This window comes from Pusillimonas sp. ANT_WB101, from assembly GCF_008369125.1.
In the GTDB taxonomy this organism is placed as follows: domain Bacteria; phylum Pseudomonadota; class Gammaproteobacteria; order Burkholderiales; family Burkholderiaceae_B; genus Allopusillimonas.
This window is the reverse complement of sequence record NZ_VOAY01000005.1, coordinates 17,331-34,051: the sequence shown is the minus strand read 5'-3', so window position 1 is coordinate 34,051 and position 16,721 is coordinate 17,331. Positions and strand designations below refer to the sequence as shown.

Sequence of the window (16,721 nt, the reverse complement as noted above, 5' to 3'; positions counted from 1 at the left end):
TTCCAGGCCAATGAACGCCGGATTAGGCCTGGGCCTACCCGGCGGCCAGAAGGTAGTGTGGCCGTCAGTCTTGACTGCATTGGACACAAGCCTCAGTTTTATTTATGCGTAGCAGCTGCCGGCAGCTGCTACAACCAACCCAGGTTCAGGCGATGGCTGCGGTTAGCCGCTGCAACACCCGTTCGCGCCCCATGATTGCCAGTACGGCCCCGATGGCGGGCGTCTGTTTTTTGCCGGTAGTAACCAGACGCAGCGGGATCGCCAGCTTGGGCATTTTGATGCCATGATCCACCAGCATGGCCTTGATGAGTGCTTCAAGTACATCGCCAGACCAGTCGGGCAGCACCGACGCTTTTGCGGCGAAGTCTTTCAACACCAGCCGTGCAGCATGATCAACGTGCTCGGCAAGCAGTTCTGCACTGGCGGGCTCGTAGGGGCCACAAAACAGCATTGCCCCTTCGGCTAGCTGGTTAAGCGTTTCGGCACGGTCTTTGAGCAGCGCCATCACTGGGCGCAGATCGACGACGGCAGGGTCGCCGCCCAGATCGCGAATACGTGGGGCCACGCGTTCGGCAAGATCGTCGTCGCTGCTTTGCTTGATGTAGTGGGCATTGACCCAGTTAAGCTTTTTTGGGTCCCATTGCGCGGCTGACTTGGTAAGGCTGTGGGTGTCGAACCACTGTATCAATTGCTCGCGGCTGAACAGCTCATCGTCGCCATGGCTCCAGCCCAGGCGGGCCAGGTAGTTAATCATGGCTTCGGGCAAGTAACCCGCCTTGTCGTATTCCATGACGCTGACGGCTCCGTGTCGCTTGGAGAGCTTTTGGCCGTCGGGGCCGAGAATCATGGGCAAATGCCCATATTGTGGTAGGGTGGCGTTAAGCGCCCGCAAAATATTGATTTGCCTGGGCGTGTTGTTGACATGATCGTCGCCACGCAGCACATGCGTAATCTGCATGTCCCAGTCGTCGACAACAACGCAGAAGTTATACGTAGGCGTGCCGTCGGGCCGGGCGATGATGAGATCATCGAGCTCGGCATTGTCAATGGCGATGGGGCCTTTTATGAGGTCGTCCCAGCTTGTTACGCCTTCTAGTGGGTTTTTGAAACGCACCACAGGCTTGCGGTCGGCAGGCACGGCGGGCAGGGTTTTGCCGGGCTCGGGTCTCCAGGTGCCGTCATACCGCGGCTTCATGCCTGCAGCTCGTGCTTTTTCGCGCATGGCCTCGACCTCTTCGGGGCTGCTGTAGCAGTAGTAGGCCGTGCCTTCTTGCAGCATCTGTGCAATGACCTCGCGATAGCGATCCATGCGTTGCATTTGATAGAACGGGCCCTCGTCTGGCTGCATGCCCAGCCATTGCATGCCATCAAGTATGGCCTGCACCGCTTCAGGGGTTGAGCGTGCGACGTCAGTGTCTTCAATGCGCAGTACGAACACGCCCTGATGGTGCCTGGCAAACGCCCATGAGAAGAGGGCGGTGCGGGCGCCGCCCAAATGCAGATAACCCGTGGGCGAGGGTGCAAAGCGGGTGCGAATGGCGGAAGAGGTGGACGTGGTCATTGCTACTCTTTAAAGTATGCGCAGGCGCGGGCCGCGCGCTTGGAATGAAATCAAACCGCTATTTTAGAGTACGCTTAGACAATCTTGTTCGAGCTCTGCCATACCTATGCCACGACACCGTCTAATCGCCCTGTTTGAGCCGCGCAGCGTGCTGGTTATTGCTGATCGGCCATTACCCATGGTCGACAACCCGCCTGCGCGTCTTAGCAATTCCTTCAGCTACGTTCAAACTCATGCAGACGAGCCCGTTAACCTGCCTGCAGGGCTTGCGGGCGTGCCTGAAGGAGGCCGTCTTGATCAGGCCATTGTGCGGGTGGCTCCAACCCAGGTGCCCCAGGTGCTGGAGGCGTTGCGGGCTTACCAGCCACGGTGTGTTTCACTGCTTTTGCACCATCAACCTTCGGCCTATCCGCTCGAAGATATGGCGTACTGTCGGGCATGGGCGGCACTGAATAACTGCGTCATACTCGGGCCACGCTCGTCAGGTGTACAGCGGCCTCATCTTGGTCTCAACCTTAGTGAGCAGCCGCGCTCCGCCTTGCAGGGTCGTGTGGCGCTGGTGGCACAATCGCGCTCCATTGCTTCGGCGGTTCTCGACTGGGCGCAAGACATCAGCCTGGGGTTTTCGACTGTCATCTCCATTGGCGATGAAGCGGTGCTGGATATGGCCGAGGTACTTGAATACCTGGCACTCGACGCCCGCACAGACAGTATTGCGCTGTATCTCGAAGAGGCCACCTCGTCGCGCCGTTTCAGCAGTGCGCTGCGGGCGGCTGCCAGCGTCAAGCCTGTTATTGTGCTTAAAGTAGGCCGTGAATCCGAAAACTCATCGGTACAAGACGCCGTATTCAACGCTTTATTGAACCGGGCAGGCGCTGTGCGGGTTCGCTTCTTTGTGCAGTTGTTCTCGGCGTTGAAGGTGCTGGTTTATGCCCAGCGTCCTCGGGGTAAGCACATTGCGCTTTTTTCAAACGGAAGCGGAGCCTCCCAGCTTGCGATTGATGTCATGGACGGCAGCACAGTGTCGCTGGCCAAGCTGTCTAACGCAAGTATCAAGGCGCTTGATGAGATTCTGGAAGAAGGTGCGCGTTCAAGCAACCCTGTGGTCACCTACTCGGCCCTGACGCCCGAGTCTGTCAAAAAGGTTATGGAAATTCTTCTGGCCGATCAGGGGGTAGACGGCGTGCTGGCGCTGCTTTCGCCCGATCCGCTGTCTGACCTGCCAGGTGTGGCGCGGCAGTTGGCCAGCATGGTACCGTCGACGCGCAAACCGCTCATCACCTGCTTTCTGGGCGATGCCACCATGCGGCCATTGCGTCATGTTCTTGACGCTGCAGGGTCTCCGGCTTTTCGCACGCCTGAGTCGGCTGCCAATGCCTTCGGCATTCTGGCCTCGTATCACTACAACCAGGTTTTGTCTCAGCAAACCTTGCCGTCCGAGCCTCTAGGTAAGCCTCCTTTGCTTGATGAGGCACGCGCTCTGGTGCGCAAGGCCGAGTCGGAGCGCCGGTTGCAGCTTGGGTTTGAAGAAAGCCAGCGCGTGCTTGATTGTTTTCATGCGCCACTGAGCTATGCATCTGCAGGCAGCGATGGCTGTGGTGATGCGGCCCAAGAAAGCCTGCCCATGGCCATACGGGTACGCCGCGATCCAAAATTTGGCCCCTATATTACATTCGGCTCGGGTGGTCAGGATGCGTTGATAACCGTCGCCTACAAAGCCCTTGAGCTACCTCCGTTAAATAGTTATCTTGCCCGGCAATTGATTCAGCGCAGCAACCTGTGGCGTCGCGCACTTTCCAAACAGATTGAACCACTGGCGCTTGAAGCCCTTATTGAAGTGCTTGAGTGCGTATCGCAAATAGTCAGTGATCTGCCCACGCTCGAAACGCTGACGATTGATCCACTGTATGCCCGGGACAACACGCTTGAGGCGCGCAACGTGCGTATAGAGCTCAGCCCAAGATCAATGCTGGTGCTGCCCGAAACATCAGGGTATGGCCACATGGCCATACATCCATACCCACGCCGCCTGGTGCAGCCGCAAACCTTCAAAGATGGTAGCTCCTGGATGCTTAGGCCCATCCGCCCTGAAGACGCCGAATCGTTGCAAGAATTTATTCGTGGCCTTTCCGATGAGTCACGTTATATGCGTTTTGTGTCCATGCTGCGCGAGCTGACGCCGCGTATGCTGGCTCGTTACTCGCGTATCGATTATGACCGTGAGCTGGCATTGGTGGCGACCGTAACGGTACCCAACCCCGAGAATCGCGGGCATCCCCGTGAGCAGATTATTGGCTTTGCGCATTACCTGCGTAACGCCGATGGCCGTGGAGCAGAATATGCTCTGGTTATTGGCGACGATTGGCAGCGTCGCGGCCTGGGGGCGCAATTAATGCGTGGGCTGATTGAGGCCGCGCAATACCAGGGCCTGACCTATATCGATGGCGTCGTGCTTGCCAGCAACCGACCTATGCTGAGCCTGATGACGCACCTGGGTTTTCGTAATGATGTTGACGAAGAAGACCCCAGCATGCGACGCGTCTGGCTGGATCTTGGCGAAACCAGCCAGTCTCGATAGTGGGGGGCTGCTGGTTTCACCGTTTTTTTGGGTGAGTAGGGCATGATGCTACGCACAGCACACAGCACACAGCACACAGCACATAGGGCACAGGGCACAGGGCACAGGGCATAGGGCATAGGGCACAAGGCACGGCACAAACGCAGCACAAGGCATCATGCAGGATTTCAGGCTTGTTGCCGAGCGTCGGCCCGCATGCTCGCGCTAGGCACAGGCGCATGGCCGTGCCTGCTCATGCGAAGGCGTTGCCAGCAAGGCGAGTGGCAAGCGCAATTGTAAACAGGCCCGAACGTTTACGAACAGGCCTGTTTGTGCTGCGGTGTGTCTTGCGCTGGTCGGTTCTTCAGGCAAGCACTTTGCGCAAAAACGCAGCGATGTCTTGCACTTCTTCCAGGCATACCGAGTGCGGCATGGGGTAGGTGTGCCAACTGACCGGGTAACCCATTTTCTCGAGCGCCTGGCGTGAAGCTTGGGCCCGGTCGAGGGTGATAACAGGGTCCATGGTGCCATGGGCCATAAATATCGGCGTGTCGCGGTTGGCGTCGTGCCGTTCGGCTTCAGCACTTGCCGCCAGGGGCAGGTAGCCTGAGAGTGCCAACATGCCAGCAAGCTTCTGCGACAGGCGCAGACCTGTGTGGAGTGTCATGGCGCAGCCTTGCGAGAACCCGGCCAGCACGATTTTGTCAGTGGCGATGCCACGCTCGTTCTCTCGGGCGATTAATGCTGCTATGGCCTGTTCAGATTCGCGTATGCCCGCGTCGTCTTCGCGGCGCACCAGGTCGGGGGCGAAGATGTCATACCATGCGCGCATGGCCATGCCCTGGTTAATGGTGACCGGGCGTACTTGTGCGTGCGGGAATATGAATCGGGTTGGTGGTACATCATTCAGACCCAGTTCGGGCACTAAGGGCGCAAAATCGTTGCCGTCGGCACCCAGGCCATGCAACCAGATCACAGCCCGTTGAGGGGTTGGCCCCGTTTCGATCTCAATGCACTCCAGTAAGGCGGTTGTGCTCATCTCTGTTACTTCTCCTTCTGTTCGTCCAGGGTCTTGAGCGCCTGGAAAAGCGCCCGGTAATGTTTGCGCTGTGGATCCTGGCCTGGCTGAAGAGCGGCATTGGTCTGCGTTTCTTTGCGGCCCTGGCGGATCAGGGTGCGCAGATGCTGAGCATCGGCGTCAGGGTATTCTTGTAGCAGTTCAGTGAGCGTGGCATCGTCACGCAGCAGCATGTCGCGCAGGGTTTCGAGCCTGTGCATGGCACGAGTCTGCTCACGTGAACCGTTTTTCCAGACATCTATCTGGGTGCGGATAGCTTCAGCATCGACGTTGCGCATGAGTTTGCCGACGTAATGTATCTGGCGCCGCCGCCCTTCGCGGGCTGTTGTGCGTTGTGCCAGAATCAAGGCGTCATATAGTTTCTCGGGTAGCGGCAACTGTTTCAGTTGCGAGGCAGAAAGGTCAACCATCTCTTTGCCTAGATCCAGTAATGCGAGCATATCGCGCTTTACCTGGGATTTACTTGGGCCGTCATAGCCCGATTCAGTGTCTTCAGTAGGTGTATTGTGCATGGCAGCGCCAAAAGCTAATTCGTTAATTGCTTTATCATAACCGTCTCACCCAAAAGAGTATTATGAGCGACCAATCTATTTCTTCTTTACCCGTCACGCAGAACCAGGCCTGGTTTCGTGAACTGGTCAGCGACGCGCTGGCCCATGCCAAATCCCTTGGGGCTTCCGATGCCGCCGCCGAGGTCTCCGAAAGCCGGGGGCTGTCGGTTGCCGTGCGCAATAACGACGTTGAAACCGTTGAGCAAACGCGTGACCGCTCGCTTGATGTCACCGTGTATGCGGGCCAAAAGCGTGGTTCGGCCTCAACGTCCGATTTTTCCGCAAAGGCGCTGCGCGAAACCGTCGAAGCAGCCTGGCATATAGCGCGCTACACCGCCGCCGATCCCGCAGCCGGCTTGCCAGAGGCCAGCGAACTGGCCACTGAGTTCCTCGACCTGCAGCTTCACCACGTCTGGGATATTTCTGCGGAACAAGCTGCTGTGCTGGCCCTCAAGGCGGAGCGTGCCGCGCGTGAAGTCAGCCCGCTTATCACCAACTCTGATGGCGCTTCGGTTGATACGTCTGAAGGCCATTTCGTGATGGGCAACAGCCGTGGTTTCATGGGTGGTTATCCCTATTCGCGTCATGGTCTGTCGGTTGCACCCATTGCCGGCAAGGGCGTGAACATGCAGCGTGACTACTGGTACACCTCGGCCCGCGCAGCACGCGACCTGGCCGATCCGGCTGCTGTCGGGCGCTACGCTGCCGAACGCACGTTGGCGCGCCTGTCCGCACGTCGTATCAAGACAGGCCGTTTCCCGGTGCTGTTTGAGGCGCCGCTGGCCATCGGTCTGCTGGGTGCTCTGGTACAGGCAACCAGTGGTGGCGCGCTTTATCGCAAAGCCAGCTTTCTGCTTGACTCCTTGGGCAAACAAGTGCTGGCAGATCATCTCGACGTCTCCGAAGACCCGTTCACGCCTGGTGCCATGGGCAGCTCGGTGTTCGACTCCGAAGGGGTGCGCACCCGGGCCCGTGATGTCGTGGTGGCGGGTAGCCTTAATGGCTACTTTCTGTCTACGTACACGGCGCGCAAGCTCAACATGCAAACCACGGGTAATGCGGGCGGCTCGCATAACCTCAGGCTTAGCTCGCGGCTTACTTCGCCTGATGACGATCTTTGCGCCATGCTCAAAAAAATGGGCACTGGCTTTCTGGTAACAGAGCTTATTGGTCAGGGCGTCAATTATGTGACGGGTGACTACTCAAGAGGGGCCTTTGGCTACTGGGTCAAGAACGGCGAGATCCAGCATGCGGTGCAAGAGGTCACAATCGCGGGCAGTATGGCCGACATGTTCAAACAGATCGTGGCAATCGGGGCAGACACGATTACGCGCGGGTCAAAGTCTACCGGCTCCGTGCTCATCGAACAGATGGCGATTGCGGGTCAGTAATATTGGCGGGGCTGCGTGCCCCGTTTTGCTTGCGCAAAACGTTACAAATTCTGCAGCACGGTGTAATATCTGCCGTGAAGTTATCCATCTAATTACAGTCGTAAGTGATCCAAAGGAGAGTTTTTGATGCAACGTCGTTCATTTCTAAAAAAGGCCGGCCTTGGGGCAGTGGCGGGAGCAGCGGTTGCGGCACCCGCATTCGCCCAGACCAACCCCAAGATCAGCTGGAAGATGACATCTACTTTCGGACCTTCGCTTCCCGCACTCTTCGGCTCGGCTCAAACATTCTGCAAAATGATAGAAGAAGCCTCTGATGGCAATTTCTCTATCCGTCTTTATCCCGCAGGCGAGATTGTCCCGGGCTTTGGCGTTATGGACGCCGTCGGTAATCGTACGGTAGAAGCTGGCCAGACCGCTTCGTACTACTACTACGGTAAAGATCCTTCCTTCTGCTTCGATACTGCAGTGCCCTTTGGCCTGAACCAGCGCCAGATGTACGCCTGGGTGTACGAAGCGGGCGGTCTGAAGCTATTGCGTGAACTGTTTGCGCCGCGCAATATCGTTAACTTCCCGATGGGTAACACGGGCACGCAAATGGGCGGCTGGTATCGTAAAGAAATCAAGTCGATCGAAGACCTCAAAGGTCTCAAAATGCGTACGGCAGGTTTTGCCGGTGAGGTGCTCTCCCGTATGGGCGTGATCCCTCAGCAAATTCCACCTGGCGACATTTACCCGTCGCTCGAAAAAGGCACGCTTGATGCCGTAGAGTTCGTGGGCCCGGTTGATGACGAAAAGCTTGGTTTCCAGAAAGTGGCCAAGTACTACTATTACCCAGGCTGGTGGGAAGGCTCTGCGCAGGTGTCGCTATATATCAATGACGGCGCATATAACGAGCTGCCCAAAAACTACCAGTCACTTATTGACATCGTATCGCGCGCAGCCGGTAACAATTTGGCTGCCTACTACGATGCAAACAGCCCTGCAGCCTTGCGTCGGCTGATCGGTAGCGGCGCCGTGCTCAAGGCGTTCCCGCGTGATGTCATGGACGCTTCGTTCAAGATGTCTAACGAGGTTTTCAAAGAGTTCAGCGATAAAGACCCGCAATTCAAGAAAATTCACGACAACTACATGGGCTTCCGCGACAGCATCGTGCCATGGTTCCGTGTGGCCGAAGACTCTTACGAAAACTATCTGGGCTTGGCACTGGCCAACCAGAAAAAGGGTTAAACCCGCTGTCGGCGGCTTCAGGGTTACCTGCTGCCGCTGCTTGCAAAAGCCTCTTTGTGCACCGCATGCGCGCTGTGCAAAGAGGCTTTTTTTCGTGTGGCACACACGGCTTTGCTTACGGCACTGGCTGCGTATGAGTACGAAATTTCCAGGGGCGTACCTGAAACGTGCTAATATGTCAGGCTTTCCAGGCTTTGTACGGGCGGATCATAACGTCTAGACAGGTTAGCAGGCTCGGAAACTTCCCAACTTTTATTAGGAACCATCATGAAGACCTTTGTGGCCAAGCCGCATGAAGTCAAGCGTGACTGGTACGTGATTGACGCCAAGGGCAAAGTCCTCGGTCGTGTGGCCAGCGAAGTCGCACGTCGTTTGCGCGGCAAGCATAAGCCCGAATTCACGCCCCACGTTGACACCGGTGATTACATCGTCATTATCAACGCTGCCGATGTTATCGTCACCGGCAACAAGAATGAAGACAAAAAATACTACCGGCACTCCAATTACCCGGGTGGTATCACCGAGACTAACTTCCGGAAGATGCAAGAGCGTTTTCCTGGCCGTGCCCTGCAGAAAGCCGTCAAAGGCATGCTGCCTAAAGGCCCCCTGGGTTACGCCATGGCCAAGAAGCTCAAGATTTACGCCGGCGCCGAGCATCCGCACTCCGCTCAGCAGCCCAAGCCGCTCGAATTCTAAGGATAGGTCATGATCGGTAACTGGAACTATGGAACAGGCCGCCGTAAAACTTCGGTGGCTCGCGTGTTCTTAAAAAAAGGCTCGGGCAAAATCGTTGTCAACGGCAAGCCTGTTGATGAATATTTCGCTCGCGAAACCGGCCGCATGGTCGTTCGTCAGCCCCTGACACTCACCAACCATCTCGAATCGTTTGACTTCCACGTCAACGTACACGGTGGCGGTGAAAGTGGTCAGGCAGGCGCGGTGCGTCACGGTATTACCCGTGCGCTCATCGACTACGACGAAACGCTCAAGTCGCCCCTGAAGCAAGCTGGCTTCGTGACCCGCGATGCTCGTGAAGTCGAACGTAAAAAAGTCGGCTTCCACAAGGCGCGCCGTCGCAAGCAGTTCAGCAAGCGCTAATCCGGGGCCTCTGGCCTTGCAGTACCCAAAAACCCCGGCTAAGGCCGGGGTTTTTGCCATTACATACAGGCGTGCCATGGTGTATTACCATTTTCGGGCGAGCTTGTTGCATAATCTATTCATATTGTTTTTTTTCGGAGATGGCTATGACTTCAGCAGCGACAACCCACATCAAGGTCGGCATCGTGGGCGGCACCGGCTACACCGGTGTAGAACTGCTGCGTCTGCTGTCGCAACATCCTAATGCGCAACTGACGGCCATTACCTCGCGCAAAGAAGACGGCCTCCCTGTTGCCGATATGTACCCCAATCTGCGCGGTCGCACCGATCTGTGCTTTCAGACGCCCGACAAGGCGGCCCTGCATGAGTGTGATGTGGTGTTTTTTGCCACACCCCATGGGGTGGCCATGAGCCAGGCCGAGCAACTGCTTAAACACAATGTGCGCATTATCGATCTGGCGGCAGATTTTCGTCTGCAAGACACGTCTGCCTTCGAGAAATGGTACAAAATGCCGCACGCGTGTACCGACATTCTTCGCGAAGCCGCCTACGGGCTGGTTGAGCTTAATCGCGAAAAAGTTGCAGCTGCCCGTGTTATTGGTAACCCAGGCTGCTACCCCACCACCGTGTTGCTGGGTTTGGCACCCTTGTTTGGGGGTAGTAAACCGCTTGTAGATTGCGGCCGCATTATTGCCGACTGCAAGTCAGGTGTGTCGGGCGCAGGTCGCAACCTGGCGGTAGGGTCAATGTTTTCCGAGGCCAGCGATAACTTCAAGGCCTATGGCCTGGGCGGGCACCGGCATCAGGCCGAAATTACCGAGCAGCTTCAGGCCTTGGCAGGCGAGCCGGTGGGGCTAACTTTTGTGCCACATCTGGTCCCCATGATCCGTGGCATGTTTTCGACCATTTATGTCAATATTCTGCCAGAAGCCCGCGATACCGATTTCCAGGCGTTGTTCGAGCAGCGCTATGCAGATGAAGCGTTCGTTGATGTCATGCCGGCGGGTAGCGTGCCCGAAACCCGTAGCGTGCGTGCCTCCAACACCTTGCGTATCGCTGTTCATCGGCCAGACGGTGGCGACCAGCTCATTATTCTTGTTGTGCAAGACAACTTGGTAAAAGGTGCGTCCGGGCAGGCTGTGCAAAACATGAATCTCATGTTTGGGCTGCCGGAGTCCACTGGCCTTGAGCAGGTTGCGGTGCTCCCCTAACCGCGATATGGCGGGAACTGTTTCCCGCCATGCTGGTCTTTACTGGCATGTCAAAAATACAAACAAATAACATGTCAGACCCAGCAGTCGTTTACGTGGCACCTAGTCGGGCTGGCGGCTTCTGGTTCTTGTTGCTGGGCCTTCTACTTGGTGTGTTGCTGGGTGGTTTTGGTGCGCGGTACTGGTTCCAGGGTGAGGCTACCCGTCAGTTCAACACCATGAAATCCATGCTGCAAAACGAGCTCGTCGAAGCAAGGGCTGAACTCGCCGCCTCGCAGGCACACATTGATGCGTTAACGGGCAACCTTATGGTCGAAGAGGGTACGCGTAAAGGGCTTGAGACTACCCTGCAGTCAACGCAAGCTGAGCTTGGTCAGGCGCGTGAGCATCTGGCGTTCTTTGAGCAGCTATTTCCGCCAGGCAAGCAGGGTGCGGTCAGCATTCGCGGGTTGGAGGCCAAGCGACAGGGAGCAAAGTTGCAATATCGCGCGATATTTATGCGCAATGCAAATAACGCACCCAAGTTTGAAGGTGTTTTGCAGTTTGTAGTAGAGGGGCAGGCAGACGGAAAACCGCTTACGGTTACCCTCGAAAACCGCCCTCAGCTTGAATTTGATGCGTTTCAGCGCAGTACCGGCATACTAAACCTGCCCGAGGGCTTTGAGCCTGACAAGCTGACGCTTAACGTACTTGAGGGAAAAGCCGTTCGTGCCAGTCACACCGTTGACGTTGCACCTGCAGAATAACCCCTTGTCGATGTTATAGTAATTAATGTATTGATGCGCGGCCACTTGGCCGCCACGGAGCCACACATGAATAGCCTTATCGAAACAGTCGATCTACAAGCGCCCCCGTCGCCGCTGGTTTTTACCGATGCGGCTGCAAGCAAGGTAAAGCAACTCCTTGTTGAAGAGGGAAACCCCGAACTCAAGCTGCGTGTTTTTGTGCAGGGTGGAGGTTGCTCGGGCTTTCAATATGGTTTCACATTTGATGAAACCACCAATGACGATGACACCACCATTGACAAAGAAGGGGTGCAGTTGCTTATAGACCCCATGAGCTTCCAGTATCTGGTGGGCGCCGAAATCGACTACAAAGACGATCTCGAAGGTGCGCAGTTTGTTATTCGCAACCCCAATGCTACGTCCACCTGCGGCTGTGGTTCGTCGTTTGTGCCCTAAGCCAGCCCAGTTTTAAGCCGGGTAACGGCAGCCCAGCAGCGCTGGGTGGCGTGCCCCGGTTACCGAAGGCAGGCCCGCGCATACACCTGTGTCGTGCGCCCAGGCCAGCCAAGCAAATGCCAAAGCTTCTACCTGCTGTACTGGCACACCCCGTTCTGCAGTCGTTTGCACGGGGCAGCCCAGAGTCGCTTTCAACGCCTCCATCAGCTGTGCGTTTAACGCACCCCCTCCACAAACAAGCAGTTCTTGTATGTCTGGCCCATGACTGGCTATGGCCTGCGCGATAGTGTGGGCTGTAAGCTGCACCAGGGTTGCCTGTATGTCGGCGGGCGCCAGGCCATGGCTGTCGGTGTCATAGTCGGCAAGGCGTTTGCTTAGCCACGCCATATTAAATTGATCGCGCCCGGTCGATTTCGGTGGCGCTTGCGCAAACCAAGGTTCGCTGCGCATAAGGTAGGCGAGCAGCCCGGCGTGTGGTTGGCCACTGGCTGCCCAGGCCCCATTTTCGTCGTAGGCCACGCCAGTGTGCTCGTGTGCCCACATGTCGAGCAGTACATTGGCTGGCCCTGTATCGAACCCGCCTATGGGCTGCCCTGGTGCGAGCACAGTAACGTTTGCAATGCCACCCAGGTTCAATACGGCACAGCTACGGTCACCGCCAAATAGCGCATGGTGAAACGCCGGAACCAGCGGTGCCCCTTGGCCGCCGGCGGCCACATCACGTGACCGGAAGTCGGCAATGACGTCGATGCCTGTTAACTCGGTGAGCAGGGCGGGCGCGTTAATCTGTATGGTGTAGCCGGCAGCGGGGTCATGGCGTACGGTTTGCCCGTGCGCCCCGATGGCGCGTACCTGCTTATGCTGAACGCCTACTGCGCTGATAAGCCGTGTGCAGGTGTCAGCGTACAGCCGGGCCAGGGCGTTGCCCGCCTGAGCGGCACGTGCAAGCTCATTATGGCCCGGCATGTTTAATGCCAGAAATTCTGCGCGCAGAGAAGGCGGCATGGGCGTGGATAACGATGCCAAGATGCGCGGGCGGTTGGGCTGGGCAAAATCAGCAAGTACGCCATCGACGCCATCAGTACTGGTGCCTGACATTAGGCCAATATACAGCGGCCCCGGCAGGTTGGCGTGCTCGCGGCCAGCCTCCGGTGACGCAATCAAGGTTGGGCCTGATCCGTCGCGCCCTGCGTGGAAGACCCGGCCTGCGCCAGAGCGGTGGTTGAGTTTGCCATGAGGTCGTCAGGGCGAGCTGCAATGTTGATATGCTCGCGGTACTGTGCTGCCACCACATTGAAGGCAGTGCGCTCGGCATCATCAAGCACGCGGGCTACCGGCAGGTCGAGGGATAATGGGTCTATCGCTTCGTTATTAACGCGAAACTCGTAATGCAGGTGTGGGCCAGTGGCCCAGCCAGTAGAGCCCACATAACCGATGAGATCACCCTGGTTGACGCGGTCGCCTTTTTTCAGGCCTTTGGCAAAGCCGCTCTGGTGTGCATACAGGGTGCTGATGCCGTTGTGATGATCGAGAATAACTACGTTGCCATAGCCATTTTGCCAGCCCTTGAAGGCCACGACGCCATCTGCCGTTGCCTGGATGGGGGTTCCGGAGGGCGCGGCATAATCCACACCTTTGTGTGACCGCCACTTGCCATGCACGGGGTGCTTGCGCAGACCGAAAGTGGAGCTGATGCGTGTAAATTTGATGGCATTGCGCAGGAAAGCACCCTTGAGGCTTTTGCCGCTGAAATCGTAATAGCTGCCTGATGCGTTGTCATTTGGCTGAAACCAGACCGCTTCGTAAACATCGTCTTTGTTCTGGAATTCAAGCGCCAGTACACGGCCACCGCCGATTTCTTGCCCGTTATGCGAATAGGCTTCGTAAACTACGCGGAAGCGATCGCTTTTGCGCAGGTCACGCAAGAAGTCAATTTTGCTGCCCAGAATGTCGGTCATTTGCTGGGTTACGGAATCAGGGATGCCGGCGCGATCAGTGGCGCCAAACAAAGAGCTTTCAATGCGGCCTTCGGCCACTTTTACCTGAACGTCGGCGGCGGCGCTGTGCTCAGCGGCTACAAAGCTGCCGTTGCCGTCTGGGCTGACTTCAAGCCACCGTGACACGTACCCGTTTTTGTCGGCGGCACCGGGCGTGTGGTTGTACCGCAGCCAGATCAGGTTGCCGTCGCGATCAAGTGCAACTTGCAACGTGCGGCCGGGATAAAGCTTGTAGATGGATCGTGCGTCTTTGTTTTGTACCAGAAACTGCTGCAGCCCGGACTCTTGAATGCGCAAGCGCTGCAGCAGTGCGGCCAGCGTATCGCCACGGCGAATTTGCGTTTCGCTGATGAAGGGAGTGCTTGACAGCGAACCCAGCACTGTCGGGTTTTCGGGCACCGTCAGGGTTTGGCGGGCCTGATAAAAAGAAGGTGCTTCAGGCGGTTTTACGACAGCCAGAGCGGCAGCTCCGGCAAACAGGCCAAGTGCGAGCAGCACCAGGCTATTGCGAAAGAAGTGACGCTTGCGATGAGCGCGTAACACTTCACGATAAGAGGGAGCTTCGGGTTTCCCTGATTCGGACATAAGAGCTGGACCTGGTAGTGCGCTGCGTAAAAAAGCTTAAAAAAAACGGGCCCGTACCGGGGACATGGTCGCCCTGTATATGAATTGAGCCTCGTTTTTGTAGCCGAGCGCGGTATTATATATGGCGGTTTGGGTTACAGCTGCCGCCGGCACGGGCCTTAAAGCACCATGCAGAATTTGCGCTTGCACGCTATGCTAGCGTATTAAGCGTTATTTTTCGAGCATTTTTTCATCTTTTTTAGTTAAAGTACTTTCTTATGTCGACCTCTGAAGCCCCGATAACTCCTCGCGTTGAAGAAGAGCTGCGCATTGCCAAGCGCGGCTGCGATGAGCTGCTGGTCGAAACCGAGTTTGCCGCGAAGCTTGCCCGCAGCCATCAAACTGGCAAGCCGCTACGCATCAAGCTGGGGCTGGATCCGACGGCCCCCGACATCCATTTGGGGCACACGGTAGTACTTAACAAAATGCGTCAGCTGCAAGACCTGGGGCATACCGTTATTTTCTTGATTGGCGACTTTACTGCCACCATCGGTGATCCCAGTGGGCGCAATGCCACGCGTCCTCCCCTTACCGCCGAACAAATTCAAGAAAACGCCAAAACTTACTATGCCCAGGCCAGTGCAGTGCTTGACCCTGCCAAAACCGAAATTCGCTACAACTCAGAATGGTGTGATGGCCTTGGTGCCCGAGGCTTGATCCAGCTGGCGTCGCGCTATACGGTGGCCCGCATGATAGAGCGCGATGACTTCACCAAGCGTTTCAAAAGCGGCATACCCATCTCTGTGCATGAGTTTCTTTACCCGCTGCTGCAAGGGTATGACTCCGTGCAGCTTCAGGCTGACCTTGAGCTGGGCGGCACCGACCAGAAGTTCAACCTGCTTGTGGGCCGTGAGCTGCAGAAAGAATATGGCCAGGAGCGCCAGTGTGTGCTCACCATGCCGTTGCTGGTGGGTACCGACGGCGTTGAAAAAATGTCTAAGTCCAAGGGCAACTATATTGGCATTACCGAAGCGCCTGATTCTATGTTTGGCAAACTCATGTCAATTTCAGATACGCTGATGTGGCAGTATTATGAGTTGCTGTCGTTCAGGTCTTTGGATGACATTGAAGCGCTTAAAAAACAGATCGAACAAGGTCTGAACCCGCGCGAGGCCAAAGTGGCGTTGGGGCAAGAAATTGTGCAGCGTTTTCATTCGCGCAAAGCCGCTGAAGACGCGCTGGTTACATTTGAAGCCCGGTTTCGCGATGGCGCCATCCCTGATGACATGCCCGAAGTTTCGGTGGCAGGGGCCCCCATCGGTATTTTAAAAATATTGCGCGAAGCCGGTCTTGCCACATCGGGCACCGAAGCCCAACGCAACGTCGAGCAGGGTGGCGTGCGGGTAAACGGCGATCGTGTCGAAGACAAATCGTTGCAATTGCCTGCCGGTACATATGTCATGCAGGTTGGCAAACGCAAGTTCGCCCGTGTTACCTTAACCGGTTGATACCCTTCTACAGGAGTACGTATGAAGCTCACCAGTAATTCGTTTACGGATCAGGGGAGCATCCCCGAGCGTAATGCTTTCGGCAAACCCGACGGGCACAACCACGTCGCGCTGGCCGGCAATGCTAATCCGCACCTGGCATGGTCTGACATACCCGAAGGCACGAAGTCCTTCGCTATTATCTGCCACGACCCAGACGTACCAAGTAAACCCGACGATGTGAACCAAACCGACCGCGAGGTGCCTGCCACGTTGCCTCGTGTCGATTTTTACCATTGGGTGCTTGTTGATGTTCCTGCCGCCACAACAGAAATTGCCGAAGGGGCATACTCTGACGGTGTCACGCCGCGTGGCAAGGCCGGCCCGCTGGCGCTTGATGGTACACGTCAGGGCATTAACGACTTTACCTCGTGGTTCGCCGCCGACCGCGACATGAACGGTGATTACTTCGGCTACGACGGTCCTTGCCCGCCCTGGAATGACGCCATCCTGCATCGCTATATTTTCACGGTGTATGCGCTTGATGTGGCTGAACTGCCTTTCGAGGGCAAGTTCACGGGCCATGATGCCATCAAGGCAATGCAAGACCATATACTTGGCCAGGCTTCGATCACCGGCATGTATACCCTAAACCCGCGCCTCATCGTCAAAGAGTAGGCGTCTTTACATGAGAGTGGCTCACGCTGACTTGAGCCACGCCCCTGTTTGCCCGGTTTAACCGGGCAAAACTGGCTGGTTCCTGGGGGTTGCTCGCTTTCAGGGCCTAACGTGGCGGCTATTCGGGCTAAAATGGCCAA

15 protein-coding genes are annotated in these 16,721 nt (G+C 56.6%); 10 read left to right on the top strand and 5 right to left on the bottom strand.

All coding sequences use genetic code 11. The annotated features are described in order from the left end of the window. Positions 1-145: 145 nt before the first annotated feature. Positions 146-1,561 (bottom strand): glutamate--tRNA ligase, encoded by a 1,416-nt coding sequence (gene gltX, locus FQ179_RS18685; RefSeq protein WP_149398839.1) that lies wholly within the window; start codon positions 1,559-1,561, stop codon positions 146-148. A 106-nt stretch (positions 1,562-1,667) separates the two neighbouring features. Between gltX and FQ179_RS18680 the strand changes: the two genes are divergently transcribed. Further along, positions 1,668-4,139 (top strand): GNAT family N-acetyltransferase, encoded by a 2,472-nt coding sequence (locus FQ179_RS18680; protein ID WP_149398838.1) that lies wholly within the window; start codon positions 1,668-1,670, stop codon positions 4,137-4,139. Positions 4,140-4,482: 343 nt separating this feature from the next. Here the strand turns inward: FQ179_RS18680 and FQ179_RS18675 are convergent, their stop codons facing one another. Then, entirely contained in the window at positions 4,483-5,157 is a 675-nt protein-coding gene (locus tag FQ179_RS18675) for an alpha/beta hydrolase (RefSeq protein WP_149398837.1), read from the bottom strand. Between the two features lie 5 nt (positions 5,158-5,162). After that, positions 5,163-5,708, bottom strand: coding sequence for a ribosome biogenesis factor YjgA (gene yjgA / locus FQ179_RS18670; RefSeq protein ID WP_149398836.1), 546 nt, complete (start codon positions 5,706-5,708; stop codon positions 5,163-5,165). A 62-nt stretch (positions 5,709-5,770) separates the two neighbouring features. Here yjgA and pmbA point away from each other — a divergent pair, with 62 nt between their 5' ends. The 7 genes from pmbA to erpA all read left to right on the top strand — a co-directional run bounded on the left by pmbA (position 5,771) and on the right by erpA (position 11,855). Beyond that, positions 5,771-7,138 carry a metalloprotease PmbA gene (gene pmbA, locus FQ179_RS18665; protein ID WP_149398835.1) on the top strand — a complete coding sequence of 456 codons (1,368 nt, stop codon included), beginning with the start codon at positions 5,771-5,773 and terminating at the stop codon, positions 7,136-7,138. 126 nt (positions 7,139-7,264) lie between these two features. Continuing rightward, positions 7,265-8,365: a TRAP transporter substrate-binding protein gene (locus FQ179_RS18660; RefSeq protein WP_149398834.1), complete on the top strand. Its 1,101-nt coding sequence runs from the start codon at positions 7,265-7,267 to the stop codon at positions 8,363-8,365. Positions 8,366-8,632: 267 nt separating this feature from the next. Beyond that, the gene (gene rplM, locus FQ179_RS18655; protein WP_149398833.1) at positions 8,633-9,061 is read left to right on the top strand and encodes a 50S ribosomal protein L13; all 429 of its coding nucleotides are present in this window, start codon (positions 8,633-8,635) and stop codon (positions 9,059-9,061) included. 9 nt (positions 9,062-9,070) lie between these two features. Beyond that, entirely contained in the window at positions 9,071-9,463 is a 393-nt protein-coding gene (gene rpsI / locus FQ179_RS18650) for a 30S ribosomal protein S9 (RefSeq protein ID WP_137237598.1), read from the top strand. A 146-nt stretch (positions 9,464-9,609) separates the two neighbouring features. Then, positions 9,610-10,674: an N-acetyl-gamma-glutamyl-phosphate reductase gene (argC, locus tag FQ179_RS18645; protein WP_149398832.1), complete on the top strand. Its 1,065-nt coding sequence runs from the start codon at positions 9,610-9,612 to the stop codon at positions 10,672-10,674. A gap of 71 nt (positions 10,675-10,745) precedes the next feature. Continuing rightward, positions 10,746-11,420 (top strand): DUF6776 family protein, encoded by a 675-nt coding sequence (locus tag FQ179_RS18640; RefSeq protein WP_149398831.1) that lies wholly within the window; start codon positions 10,746-10,748, stop codon positions 11,418-11,420. A 66-nt stretch (positions 11,421-11,486) separates the two neighbouring features. Further along, positions 11,487-11,855, top strand: a complete 369-nt coding sequence (gene erpA, locus FQ179_RS18635; protein ID WP_149398830.1) for an iron-sulfur cluster insertion protein ErpA — start codon at positions 11,487-11,489, stop codon at positions 11,853-11,855. A gap of 12 nt (positions 11,856-11,867) precedes the next feature. On the opposite strand, the gene FQ179_RS18630 is transcribed toward erpA, so the two are convergent. Both FQ179_RS18630 and FQ179_RS18625 read right to left on the bottom strand, forming a co-directional pair. Further along, on the bottom strand, positions 11,868-13,019 hold the full coding sequence (locus FQ179_RS18630; protein ID WP_255475065.1) for an anhydro-N-acetylmuramic acid kinase: 1,152 nt from the start codon (positions 13,017-13,019) through the stop codon (positions 11,868-11,870). Further along, on the bottom strand, positions 13,016-14,437 hold the full coding sequence (locus tag FQ179_RS18625; RefSeq protein ID WP_149398829.1) for a M23 family metallopeptidase: 1,422 nt from the start codon (positions 14,435-14,437) through the stop codon (positions 13,016-13,018). The genes FQ179_RS18630 and FQ179_RS18625 overlap by 4 nt, the downstream gene beginning before the upstream one ends. A 257-nt stretch (positions 14,438-14,694) precedes the next feature. Between FQ179_RS18625 and tyrS the strand changes: the two genes are divergently transcribed. Further along, positions 14,695-15,924 (top strand): tyrosine--tRNA ligase, encoded by a 1,230-nt coding sequence (gene tyrS / locus FQ179_RS18620; RefSeq protein WP_149398828.1) that lies wholly within the window; start codon positions 14,695-14,697, stop codon positions 15,922-15,924. A 21-nt stretch (positions 15,925-15,945) separates the two neighbouring features. Next, positions 15,946-16,581 carry a YbhB/YbcL family Raf kinase inhibitor-like protein gene (locus FQ179_RS18615; protein ID WP_149398827.1) on the top strand — a complete coding sequence of 212 codons (636 nt, stop codon included), beginning with the start codon at positions 15,946-15,948 and terminating at the stop codon, positions 16,579-16,581. Positions 16,582-16,721: the final 140 nt, after the last annotated feature.